This is a genomic window from Fusibacter sp. JL298sf-3 (genome assembly GCF_053842995.1).
Window position 1 is genome coordinate 1,818,326 of the sequence record NZ_CM132608.1, and the last position, 13,082, is coordinate 1,831,407.

The window sequence follows — 13,082 nt, forward strand, 5'->3', positions numbered from 1 at the left end:
TTAAGACGCTTCCTTTCGAGACTTTTCCTTATAGTCAGGGTATGCCAACAACTCGATAATGGCAGTATAATAAGCTTTTAGGACTTGAGCCTCGGTCACTTCGAGCAGTTCAAATGTGGCTTTCTTAAACAGCTCTTTAATTGGCGCCGCCCAAAATACTTTTGGTGGAAGAGCCGATTCTATGGTTGAGACGGCTCCAAAGAAGGCGTTTTTATCAATGGGTTCAGCCCCCTCACCGATTCCGCCGTCGAGGTACTGAATCGTCTCAGGCACTTTTTCATAATCTTTAAGAAAAGGCCAACTGCTTTGAAGGCGTTCGCTGTATTTTTGAGTTTCGACACACTTTAATTGGCGCCCATAAGTGTCGTTAATTTTTTTTAACGCTTCGACAAAATTCTTTTTGCGGTGCGTTTTTTTCTCAGTGTCAAAAGGCTTTTCGAACCACTCTTTTAGCTTTTCCTGAACATTCTTGTGTAATAGGCTCGCCTCGTAAAAGTTTACCTCTTTTAGCGCTACTATGACCTGTTGATTGTCCTCGCTGAAAAAAGTCGTGTCTGTTCTCGGCAACCTTTTTTCTTCAGTAAAAATAGCTTCCACTGTGGTTTTTGCTCGATCCAACCAACAATCTGGAGAGCCATAATTATCGACAAGTTCTTTTAAAATCGCTTTTCCACACGCGTCGTAATCATCTATCACGTGTTTGAGTTCGTCTATAGCGCTCTTTGAGGCGCTAAGTACAGCTTTTTCTGTATTAAAGGTCGCCTCTGCGGTCTCTAGAGCAGCGCCTAACGCCTCCACGAATTCTTGGGTGCGTGTGTCAAAAGAGCCGTCACTCTTTATGGCTTCTTCTACAGCGTTAAGAATGGCCGCCTGTTGATTTTTAGTGCCCTCAAACTTATAGGTGCAAGCTTTTTCTAAGGCCCCCTGAGTTTCTGAAAGTCTTTCACTTTTGACTTTCTGAGGCTCGATCGACCCTTGATCTTCTTTATCCAGCACCAATGTTTTAGGAATCTTAGACAACTGGTCTTTTAAATCTTCTAGCTCTTTGCCGAGTTTATCGAGGTCTTCAAGCATGCGGTATAAGTCTTTAGTTCGCTGAAACAACGGCATCAACTCAACCGGTATGGCATAGGCGCTTTTGGGGGCATCCAGCGCAATGGTTTTTTCTACAGCGTTAATGGCCTCTGACACTTTTGATAGCTGTTCTAGCAACGCCTCTTTGTCAACACCCTCCAAGTTTTTATTGAATTTGTCAAGCGCATCCTCAAGGGTCTTATCCTTTTGATACATCTCTTCTTTGTAGCGGACGCAGCGGTTTAGAAACACGTATTTGTAATCACTTTTTTGAGCTATTAAATCATCGCTACTCATTTTTTGATGCGCCACCTGGGTGATAATTTGATGCAGTTCTGCTAACAAATCGGTATCATGTACGTCCCCCTCCCCATGTGCTTTCACATAAAACACTTCCTCCATTACGGTTTCGCGTGCTTCAGTGTACACCTGATTATCTGCTTTTTCAACCGCCTTGTGGGTGCCATAATAATTGGCTATGGCTCTTAAACCCACGCGTTCCAATAAGTATTTTTTAGCTTTCTCCATACTTCACCTCGTTTGATGCCAATGCCAACAGGTAGTCGTAGTCCTCTGCATACGCCCAAATGTCTGCCGTAATCTCTGTTTGATTTTCGTCGTGTTCATAGGCGACAACGCCCATTTTGCGAAGGGTTGCCATGGCGCACTTTAAGTAGCCAAGCACCTGATCTGAATCCCAATCTAGCGGCATCGGGTGCCATCCTGCTCCCTTGCGTTTGGTTGCCAAACTGTTAATCAGCTGCGAAATGTATCTCATGAGCTCTCCTTTATGATTCGGCCCCTGTGTCGTCTTATCGTCTATATCTTTGCCTCTGAAAATCAACACAGACAGCAGCAGTTTAACCAACCTTATCTGTTCCTCAACATCCGAATGGTTAGAAATTTCACCGACGATGTCCTCTAGACTTCTCCAAGTGGTTGAATCTTTAGGGGCACGGGCAACCCTCTCAACGGCAAAATACGCATCGCTTTTATCTTCAAGGCCACTACAGTCTAAAAAGCGGTTTAAGACTTTCAGTCGCCAAGCGCTCTTATCAGTACCTTCTTTATTTTCTATGTCTTTAAGTTCTTCAGAGACTTCCGAAAACAGTGTGTAAAGGTTTATAAGTGTGCGCGGCTGACCACCGGCAATAGCGGTTAGCCATGTCGATGTACAGGCAGCATCATTTTTAGGGTCATTTTTAGAGTCTATCGACTTTAGGGTTTTTATAATCACCTCATTTAAGGGCGGACCATCTTTTGATGCCTCTAAAGGGACAAACGCCGCACGCACTTTAGGATCAGCATCCTTTAAATAATAACGCTTAGAAGGCGGAATGAACTTCTTTAACCGTTCTTCCACCAAGTGCTGTTTTTTAACAAGACCCTCTGACATACCCCACTTTTCCGCCATCTCGTGTTCAAAAAGAAACTTCAAGCTCTCTAAATCCCCCGAGATAACATTAACGATGCGCTCATGGGCACAAAAGTTGCCAATATCGAGGATAAACGACAGCGCTTTTTCCGGAAACATATCCAGGTCGTCTATCAACAGCACAAAGCGAAAACCATCGACTTCGTGAAGGACTTCGTAATACACAGAAAAAAAGTCAAGGAAAGAATGAAAATCGTCAATAAGATCAATTTCAGACTTTAAAACATCATTGGATTTATCTAAATAATACAAATCGTCATAATTCGTTTTAATTAAGTGCGTCTTGTACATTGTGTTGCACTTAAAATACCCTGCCGTCAGCTTTTCGTATGCGTTTTTCACCGGAAACGGCCGTGGGTAGTTTTTTGATTCACAGGGCTGTTGGGTCATCTGAACATACTTGTTTTTGTCTTTTCCCAGCTTCTCTTCGACGCATTTCTCAACATCTTCCTTTTTTATGACCGAAGAATTCGCCCACTCTTTCTCCAGTTTTTTCATAGGCGCACTTAAGGCGCCTATAATCCATGACAAGAGCTCACCATCTTTAACCCCTTCCAGTCGTAAGACACTGAGCACTGAAGCAGTCGAGGCCTTTCCCTCCATAGATGAAGGTAGGTTTTTTTTAAGGGCTTTCAGTATGGTGGTCTTACCGAATCCCCGTGCCCCCAGTATTGAAAAGGTGTTCAGGTCCCTAAAAACAGGGTCTTCGCTTATGGCCTTAAGACAGGCTTCGAACTCCGGAAAAGTTCTTTTTACTTTTTCGTTCTCAAATTCCATGTCATTACACATCATTTTCCATACGCCTCCAATAATCAACCAAGTTGTGAAAGTTCGGCATCACCGTCGGTGGCGCTGACGCAAATGCCTGATACGGTAGCGCTGCGGTTAACCCTCTGTCGATAAATTGACCTTTGTCGTTGTAGTAAAAAAAGAGTTTGTTTGGTGTCAATGAGATGATTTTAGCGATGATGTCGTAATCAGCATCTGTTTTCACCCCACTCAAGTTGTTAAAGAGAATCGCTTGACACGCCGTTATTGCCTCGCTTTTCTTCAGCACATCGCCTTTTAAGAGGAACACTGCGCTTTTGTACCTTCTAAACAACAGCTTGAATCGATTTTCATCTTCTCGCGAGTTTGAGAGCACCGCTATGTCTAGGTGTTTTTCTGCCCAGGCTTCCACGCCCTCAACGTCTAAGGTTTTATCAGGTTCAGCATGCCCCGATTGGTAGTTTGCCGATATCATGGCTTTGCGGTAGGGAATTTGCTCAATATACTCCTGAACCCCCCTGAGCATCGGTCTGTCTCTAAAGGCCTTTAGGTCCATGTACTGGAACGTTTCGTCTGTCTTAAACGCCGGCAACTCTTTGGACAAACGGTATGCCCACAGCACCTCGTTGTCAAGCGCTTCAAACTTACAGGCCGGACTGATTTTTTCATTGTAATACGCGCGGTACGCTTCTTTGAAACGCTTAATCATCCCTTCTTTAGGCGCAGAACCACTGTCATCGACGTAACGGCTCTGCATATCCAGAAGTGTCAGCGCATCAATGCCCACGTGGACTCTGCCAAAGCCGTACGGTTTGCCCTGTCCAATGCTCTCATAAGTGATGTACCCGTCGCTTTCTGGATCGTGCGTATCGTCCAGTTTTAAGCTGTAAATTAACAGCCCCAGTTCTGCTTCAGATAAGTTCTCAAAACGGATTCTCCCCTGAAAGCGCGTACCCGCTTTTACGGGCTTTAAGGTGCTGAAGCTTTTTTGAAACCGGTCGGGGGCCACATACGGGTCGACGGTCTCTTTGAGCCAGTAGAATTTTCTGCCGCGCAACGTGAAATTGGCGTTGCCTTCAAGATCTTCCGAGTTGTAGTGTCGGTATTTTTTCAAATCTGGCGACGTCTGTGTCAAGTACATTTGAAAGGCAGTGGGTTTAGGTTCTAGCAGCGCCCTTTGTTCCGTCTGGGCGAAGAAGTCTGTTTGGCCCGGTGTGAGGTCTGCATTTTCAAAAGAAACCCTCGACGCATAGCCTTTGGCGGTACCGAACAGTGCCTCGGCAAAGTCGATGCCTGCGGCCGCCTCACGGGTCGGTAACCCCGCATGGGTTGAATACTTATACGGTAGTCGCATGTAAGGGGTGTACCCAATGGCCAGAATGCCACCTGTTTTATTTTCCACGTAAAAACACGGTCTGCAGTTGCCTTTAGACGGTAGGGCGTCGTAATCGCTCGCCTGTGCCTGTCCTTCTTCGGTGCGTCCTTTTATGCGCTGGTTGCGGGCTTTGAACTCCGCCACCACTTTGCCGTGTACAGTTAGCGGCTTTTCTAAATAGTCGGCTTTAAAGGTGTAGTGACGCTTTTTTTTGTAAATTTTGTTGGAGTTCATCAAATAGACGTATTGGCCAGGGGCGTTTTCAACTTTGTCTTTAAGGGCCTTAAACGGCATTTGATAGCCTGTCGCTTCCACTTCATAGCTCCCCAGTTCATTTGAGGTGATGCTATTGGACAAAGAGGTGTTGTTCTTCATTTTGCACAGCATCACATAAGGCGCATAGCTTCTACTGTCCAGCGTTTTTTTGCTTATGGCGGCCTTGGCTGTACGCTTTATAGCAGCGTCTGTTACAAACTGAAAATACGTTTCTCTGCCAGTGCTGTCGTAGTTCTCTATGGGGCTAAACGGGTAAATCTTGTACACATCGTTTTCGTTGACGAGTAGCCCTACGCGAACGACGCTGTTGACTTTGCGTTCCTCAGTGGTTTTGATAACGGCCTCATAAGCCGTTTTTATGGAAGAGGCTCTGCTGGCCACTTCTCTATAGGAGAAGGTCTGGTCAGCGACAAACGCCGGAAACGCGTGACTCAAAACTTCGCAGTTGGCTCGAACGACGCCTTTCATCGTGGTGCCTGGGATGGCGTACCCGCTATTTGCCTTGTAAAAATCCAGTTTTGAGCCCGTTTCACCGTTGCTGACAAAAAGTTTGGTCTGAGCGGTTAAGGTATAGGTCAACCAACCGGTGAAGCGCTCGGAGTCGTAATAACTTCTGTCGGGTAGCGCCTCTAAACTTTTGTAAGCGCTGTGTGGCTCTGAAGGATAGGGGATAAAATTATAAGGGCTATCGGCATAGGTTTTACGCATGGCTTTTCTCCATTTCATAAAGACTTAGGTAAGTGTCTCCCGCTTTAAGGTAGGTGCGTACTTTGAGGCTCTGACAGCCAGCATCGGTGTAGACGAACTGGCGAACGGTGCGGTACGGCACAGAACGGCTCTGATTAGAGAGATGGGTAAGCCGGTAATATGTGCCCCCTGCTCGCACCGTCAGCTCTTCCATGGGATTGAATACCCGGCACTCTACGATGTCCTGCGGCGCTTCTTCAAAAAACGCCAACACCTCTTCTCGGGTAACTTCGGCATACATGATGTCAGAAGGGGTCTGTTTCATCCAGTAAACAGGCGGATGTAAAGTCGCCACTGCCGCTTTAAAGGCGTTAAAGTCGATCTTTTTACGCATGGGTCTCCTCCTCTATTTTTAGTAAACCGGCACCGACACTGCCCAGTGCCCCCATGGTTACGAGGCCATCGGCGATGTCTTTTTTAAACCACGCCATGTAGCGTTCGATGTCTTCTGACAGTTTGGACTGCTTGTTGTAGGCGATTGACAGTTTAAACGGTTGATTCGGGACAACCCACTGATAGGTTCTGAGAGCACCTCTATAAGCGCCACCTGTAAACCGGTCGATTTTAATTTGTGTCTTTTCATGCGACTCTAAGCACTTTGTAGCGTGTTCGCCTCTAAGAATGACATCTGAGAAGATCAAGTCGCCCTTTTTGTCGAGGGCTTGTGCTGCGTTCTCCCTTTCGTTACGGGTAGCCTCGGCGGATTCCATACGCCAGTGTTGACCGGTGCGATTGAGATATTCCTGTGTGTACCCGAACATTTCGGCTACTTTATCGCGCTCCTCTGTGGAGATGGCGTCCCTGCTGTTCATCCGGTCGATGGTATGGGCTATTTTCTCAAAATGTGCGCGCACCATGCCCTTCACTGTACTGGAAGGCACGATAATCTCCCGACTCTCGCCCTTGTAGTGACTCTCTGAAAAAGACGTCTGTTGATTGGTCATCTCTGAGTACTGTCCAATAAAGAACCCCTCGTCACAGCGCACTGCAAAACCGATGTCGACAAACGCCGGCTTAATACCGTGTTTTTTGACAAGCTTTTCAATAGGTTGATAGGCCTCCGACTCTCCGCTCCACCCCAAATACGTTTCAAGGTCTTTTGGGAAAGCAAAGCTTTTATGGGCGTAAGAAGTGATATCAAAACGGCCGTAGTCAAAAGTGGTTTTGCCACAAAATCGAATGTTGCCTTGGTGAATATGCGCCACAAATTGTTCAACCAGTGTTTCAATGGCGCTGAAAACGGCGGCGCCATCAAGGGTGTCTCTACCGGAAAGGGCGATGAGCGCACTTTCGACGTCTTGGCGAGACAACTTGTTTCGAGCAGTTGCGACGTCTTCTGTGCTTTTAAGCGCTCGGCGCAAGAAACGTTCTTCGTTTGTCAGTGCGCATATGTTTTCAGTACAGCCATCAAAGAGGTCATCTGACCATTGATCGACTTCTATCTCAAACTGAAAGGCGTTGCCGATGTCCAACAGCAGGTCTTGAAACAGTGCGTTCTTTTGAGCGGCTTGATGCGTTCTGCTCATAAGCAAATGGTCTCTCATGAGCACCTTCGCATTTTTGGTGCGCAGTGTGGCGTCTGTAAACTTTAAAAACCCTTGATTTTTGTAGAGTTCTATTAAGCCCTGCTCGACGATACACTGTTCTTTAGCCCCCTTATTCGCCAAAAAAGACTCTTGAAAAACCAACAACAGTGCAAGTCGCGCTGCGGGGTTTCTCGGCGCTTCCCCCTTGACGAAGTTTCTAAACAAGCCCGATAGGGTCGTCGCCGGGATAAAGAAGGGGGTTGCCCACTGAAATTTGTCAAAGACCGTATCGTTGTCCTGTGCCACATGTACTGGGGTTGTGTTCTGCATAACCACCACATGCTTCGATCTATTCACTAACATCTGAGCTCCTCTCTGTTGTAGATATTCTCTTAAAGGTCATCACTTTGTAAAGATGCGTGTAGACGATTTTTTCCATAACGCGATGGTTTTTACGAAGCCACTCTTCTAGAAAAGCCTCATTTACTGATTGGATAATCGCTTCCTTTAACGCATCGGAATTTTGAGACACCTCTTTTAAACACACGTCTCCTATCGAAGACGATGTCCAAGGCAGCGCATCTCTTGAAAAAAGCTGTAAGTCGCCAATTTTAAAGGCTTTGTGTTGACGCTCGTCTAGGGTCGATGCTTCTTGAATGACTCGCGCACTGTCATAAAGCTCAGTAAGACAGGCGTCGAGGGTGTTTTGTTCGGCATAGCTTTTGTGGATGAAACTTTGAATGCTCCCAATTGCGCTTTTAGAAAGCGAATTTACATTTGTACCGCTCACCATCGTGTAGTCGTAATAGGTGTCCAGCCACAAACTGATGCTCTCATACAAAAAGCGCTCTTCTACTTCTGTAAAGACGTGGTCACTAGGTATGCTAGGTGCTGCTTTATCAGACGGCTTTTCTTTGAACTTCACAATTTTTTCAACTTCTGTGATTTGAGGCACAAAGCGGAAAACACCAAAGCCTTCTTCTGTGCGCTTACCGTAAAAACGGCCTTCAAAATGGCTTGCCAAAGCATCGACATCAAGTGACTTAGAGGCAGTAAAGACGAAGACACTTCCCTTTTGAGCGTACTTTTCAACGGGTAAGAGCCCACCGATATGGTGATTGAACCCCGTTACCCATTCCGGCTGTAAGAACGCCCCTTTAAACGCTAAGCCAAAATCCGATTTCAGCTCTTCTTTTAGGGTTTCAACACCTTCTGCACTGACATCGGAATACGCCATAACCGTGACATACCCCGGCGCTGTTGGGACCTTCGAAGTGTCTTCAGGCGCTTGCTCAAAGCTCACTGAGCACCTACCGTAGCCGCTTGTTACAGAGCCGCCGATGTACAGGGGCTCTGTAAGGATGTCCACCAACTGCTGAACCTCTTCTTCTGACGCGTCCCCAAGGTCCACAGTGCCATAAAACCGCTGTCCTTTTTCTATAAATTCGTACCTGAACAAATTCTCGCGGGTGAATGTCTCCGCATCTGCCACAGGACTGGCATGGTGTAGCGCTTCACCTGTTTTTACAGTAGCTGCGTAACACTTGCCGGCGTCTATAAAGGCAAATTTATTATCTAAGAGGCGCTTTTCATACGCCCCGTCTTCGTCGTCTCTCTCTTTAAAATGGTACGCCAAAACATCGGCCATCTTTATAGAGACGGTGCCTTCAATGTCGTATGCCCTCTTGTGTTTCTTTTCGCCATAGAAGCAAAGCGGTATAGGCGCAAATGGACGCGGCGTCCCGTCAACCGCTTGATACAAGTAAGCATTTGAAAACTTAAATGTTTTTAAAAAGCGCTCCACAGTGCCGGTATCGACGTTCTGCTGGGTTAAGCTGTTGATTACAGCACCTCTTAATGCGCTACCGGTGATGTAGTGCTTGCTGCTTTCGTAGTCATAACCGTTAAATGAACGGCTGAGTTTAATGTTTTGCTCGGCTGTGAGAACAACATGCAGTGTTTTGCCATCGTGCTGAATGCGATTGCCACCGTCGTTTGAATCCCTATCCTCTCTTCCAGTGATTTCAAAAGCGATTTGACCGCGTCCTCGATTCTTTTTTGAGCCGAGATGTCTCAGCGCCCGAAAACCCAACTCGAGCTTTTCTATATCGACGTCACTCAAAGTGTCGCTTAATCGAACACGGGTTTCAAGTGTGGTACCTTTGAGAATGACCCGCTCTGCTCTCAAGCTATGGTCTTGTGCCAAACCGTCTTCCACTCGAATGCTCCGGCGCACAGTGGTGAAGGTATTTCTAACAGTTTCTTTAAGGGGATACGTCTCATCCACAGCGTTTTCCAAACGGGCTTTTATTGGGTTTAAACGCCTCTGCGTTTCGAGGTCTATAGTGAGGTCCTCAAAAAACACCGCCCCTTTATTTGAGCGCCCACTTTGGGTGCCCTCGGCGCCAAAATAGCGGCTTAAGGTTTTTTCATCACAAATCCCATAGTCTTTCATCACGCGTCTTAAACAGCCTTTTAAAGTTTTTGCTTTTAAATAGGGCCAGCCGTTTTTGTCTGTTTCAACCTCCGTGTGGACACCAAAAAGAACGGCTGTCCCATTGCCAAAGGTGGCGTCGGATAATAAGGTGGCTTTTAAATGAAGCTGTCTCATACGCGTTTCCTTTCCTTTAAACTGTTGAGGGTGACGGCATCTCTAATAACAGGATAACGGCTTTCAACAGAAACTTCAGATGCCGTTTTCAAAGCCGATAGTTCATGGGTTTTCAAGTACGCTGTGGCGGCTTTTTCGCCTTTTGTAAAGGCGGCTAAAAGCTTTACGACAGATGATTTGCCTTTGAGGTCGCCACCAAGCTCTTGCACGACGTTCTGAAGGCTTTCAAAATGAGAAAACTCACTTGTTTTTTCTTCTGCCGCTGCTAATAAAAACTGCGGGTAGACGGTACCAAAAACAGAACTGCTGCTCAACTGATAGATTGCCACCTCTTTATCGGAGTCCTTGGTATTCTCGATGTCTCCACGGTACAGTTTGAAAGCCATTAAAGTGGCATCGGCTTTTTCATCTGATTTAACCGTCTTACCCAGTTGGTTTTCATAATAGAGATTCAAATGCGCCAACTTTCTTTTACACAAACTTTGCAGATGCTCTGCCGCTGCTACAGCTCTGTAAAGTGGGTACTTGGAATCAATGAGCACGGTTCCAATGGCAAAATGCAGTGTTTTTTTGGCTATAGGGTCTTTTCGGTAGTCATTTTTATGAGGCGCACTGTTAAAGAAAGTGGCGATGTCATCGAGGTGCTTTGTCAGCTGTGCATCCCGTACATGCCCTACACCAAACAGCGCTGATGTCTTTCCCTGTTGGAATTGCTCTGTGAAAGAGTTTAGGAACTCGAGGTATTGCGCTGCGCCAACGAGGACGCTGATGTCATCTCCAGAACTGATTAAAACACGGTATGGGAATAAGGTTCTTTCCTCTGTATCTCGCTCGACAAGTGCTTCACGCGTCTGGTCGAGGGCAGATTTGAACGCGGTATGGATACAATCCGAAACCGCTTGTTGCTCTAAGATGCAGGAAAAGTTTACTGCCTCTAACGTTTCACCGGCGGTCTGCTGATTTTCAAAAGCCGTCAGTCGGTATTTCGGTAACCCTCTAATAAAGTCTCCCATGTGATTGCCGTCCATGGTGATGACGGCATAGAATTTATTGCCTTCATCTGACATAAAGGCATCGATGTCGTTGGTAAACTGCGCTCTTGTGGACGCATCTCCAAAGCCCTTTTCTTCACAGACCAAAGGAAAGAACTCAGCAAACCATTTTGCGATGACATCGAGTTCACGGTCTTCGAAGTTCTCTTGACAATAGATATTATTTTGTAATGTCCTCTTTATATCCGACTCCTCTTTAGATAGTCCAGTAAAGGGGTCTGTAATGCTGTAGTAAAGTTGTCTCAAGTAAGCGTCTGCCGAATAGGTGCTTTTTTTATTGTTGTCTTCTGTCTCCACCATATAGCCGGCGATGCCTCCAGTGGATTTGCACCTTTCGGTCTTTCCAAAACTCAGCGTCCCCAACTGTCCACAGTGATTTTTCTGCTTAAACAGCTCGCGGTTAGAAGCAGATAGCACATCGGTTAATTTTTCCTTTGTCATGTCAAAAGACGTTTTAACGAGGTGGTAGTGTATGCCTGGGAACATGCGAAAGGCGTAGGTATGAAACGTCTCTATAAACGCATCACAAGTACTTTCGCTGTCGAATATGTACATCGACTGACCACCTTTGTCAAACAACACGCATCCCTCTAGGTTGTTCTCTCCAAAGTAAGTCCCCGATCTCGGGTCTTCGCAGACGCGTTCTATGATTTTTTTTCCTAAAAACTCCGATAAAAACTTTATGGCGTACGAGCCGCCAACAATTTCTTTTAAGCTGTTGGAACTAAAGATGTACGCCTGTTTTTTGGCAACATCTAAGTTGACGATGTAACGATTGCCCATTTATGCCTCCTTGTAAATTTCTTTCTCCATTTAAAGACGCCCTTCTGATGTGTTGCTCTATCGACATCGTATTAAAAATGTTAAATGCTTTGTACCCAGAGTAAATTCAACTATCGATGACTACTTGGGATACATGGAGCGATTTTAATGCCACAATGTGATGTCATTTCTTTACTGTGAACGATACCACACACTAGGTCTAGGGTCTCATATCGCTCCTCCCTCTTATATTCCACACCCACGCATTTTTTCCTTCTTTTTTCAGCATTTTTGTTTGAAAAAAATAAAAAAGTTAATGATTGTCTCAATAGGTAATGCACATGACACAAAGAGACGCTCTGAGTCCAATAGAAAACCGCTTTACTTAGGCCTATGCTGGTAGGCTTTATAAAGCGGTGATGACAGGTGGTATTTTCTTTTGTAGTGAAAATGTTGTGCTACTCGCAGTTGTGTGATACAAACGTTTAGGCGACGATATAAGTCGCTTTTGAGTCTATTTAATGCCTTAATGACACATGGGAGAAAGCGGTTTTATTAATACCTACACAAGTGTGGTGTATCGTTCACCATTTAAAAACTGGGCATTTACTCGGCTTCATAGTGGCATTAAAATCTCTCGACAATGTCCTAGACGAATAAATCTCAACGAGATAGGGTGCGTGGCTACGGTCTGCTGTAATGTTGGGTTAATTAGTCAGAGGGGATTTGAGTACTCCGTTATAAGCGCTGCGGCTGTACTGAAGCCGAGTTCAATGAATACTTTTTAGTACATCTTGCGTTTGGGTTCAACGGAAAGTCAACATCAGGTTCGTTCAGATTATCTGCAATTTCAATACATCTCATGTTCTGATTCAACATTGAATGGGAACAACAAGACGGCTTATACACTATAACATTTCAATACATTTAATGTTCTGGTTCAACCATGGAATTTAATATCAAGTGTACATTTTTAAGCTCATTTCAATACATCTAATGTTCTGGTTCAACCTTAATAGATTACATGGCACTCATTGAGCAGTTTGAATTTCAATACATCTAATGTTCTGGTTCAACAGCATCAGAAAAAAATAAACTTTTGCTACAATCGAGATTTCAATACATCTAATGTTCCGGTTCAACGCAAGCTATGTTTGAAAGAGGCATGCAAAGCTTTAAATTTCAATACACCTAATGTTCTGGTTCAACTGTACTCAGTATCACTATACTCAGTATCATTACATAGATTTCAATACATCTAATGTTCTGGTTCAACAATTACTTAAGGCTTCTGGCGCTTAACGCCAATATATTTCAATACATCTAATGTTCTGGTTCAACAACAACATCTTCTGATATGAACATCTGGTCAACCTTATTTCAATACATCTAATGTTCTGGTTCAACCAGCAAACTATTGTTTTTGCCGTCTCAAGGTGGATGGATTTCAATACAT

Annotated in this window: 7 protein-coding genes and 1 CRISPR repeat array (1 of these 8 cut by a window edge); all 7 genes read right to left on the reverse strand. The window is 45.1% G+C overall.

Annotation, left to right across the window (positions count from 1 at the left end; all coding sequences use genetic code 11):
• From ACR6HW_RS08750 to ACR6HW_RS08780, 7 genes are read right to left on the reverse strand one after another with little or no spacing between them, the layout of a single operon-like run.
• Entirely contained in the window at positions 1-1,602 is a 1,602-nt protein-coding gene (locus ACR6HW_RS08750; protein ID WP_455730750.1) for a hypothetical protein, read from the reverse strand.
• A complete protein-coding gene (locus ACR6HW_RS08755) occupies positions 1,589-3,301 on the reverse strand; it encodes a hypothetical protein (protein ID WP_455730751.1) in 1,713 nt (570 codons plus the stop codon). Before ACR6HW_RS08755 ends, ACR6HW_RS08750 begins: the two co-directional genes overlap by 14 nt.
• Positions 3,291-5,654 carry a TIGR03986 family type III CRISPR-associated RAMP protein gene (locus tag ACR6HW_RS08760; RefSeq protein WP_455730752.1) on the reverse strand — a complete coding sequence of 788 codons (2,364 nt, stop codon included), beginning with the start codon at positions 5,652-5,654 and terminating at the stop codon, positions 3,291-3,293. The genes ACR6HW_RS08755 and ACR6HW_RS08760 overlap by 11 nt, the downstream gene beginning before the upstream one ends.
• Complete coding sequence (locus tag ACR6HW_RS08765) at positions 5,629-6,009, reverse strand: hypothetical protein (protein ID WP_455730753.1); 381 nt, start codon at positions 6,007-6,009, stop codon at positions 5,629-5,631. The genes ACR6HW_RS08760 and ACR6HW_RS08765 overlap by 26 nt, the downstream gene beginning before the upstream one ends.
• Entirely contained in the window at positions 6,002-7,564 is a 1,563-nt protein-coding gene (locus ACR6HW_RS08770) for an RAMP superfamily CRISPR-associated protein (RefSeq protein WP_455730754.1), read from the reverse strand. Before ACR6HW_RS08770 ends, ACR6HW_RS08765 begins: the two co-directional genes overlap by 8 nt.
• Positions 7,551-9,812: an RAMP superfamily CRISPR-associated protein gene (locus ACR6HW_RS08775; protein ID WP_455730755.1), complete on the reverse strand. Its 2,262-nt coding sequence runs from the start codon at positions 9,810-9,812 to the stop codon at positions 7,551-7,553. Before ACR6HW_RS08775 ends, ACR6HW_RS08770 begins: the two co-directional genes overlap by 14 nt.
• Complete coding sequence (locus tag ACR6HW_RS08780) at positions 9,809-11,647, reverse strand: hypothetical protein (protein WP_455730756.1); 1,839 nt, start codon at positions 11,645-11,647, stop codon at positions 9,809-9,811. The genes ACR6HW_RS08775 and ACR6HW_RS08780 overlap by 4 nt, the downstream gene beginning before the upstream one ends.
• Before the next feature lie 826 nt (positions 11,648-12,473).
• Positions 12,474-13,082: a CRISPR direct-repeat array (repeat unit 30 nt; unit sequence ATTTCAATACATCTAATGTTCTGGTTCAAC) (it continues 1,660 nt past the right edge of the window).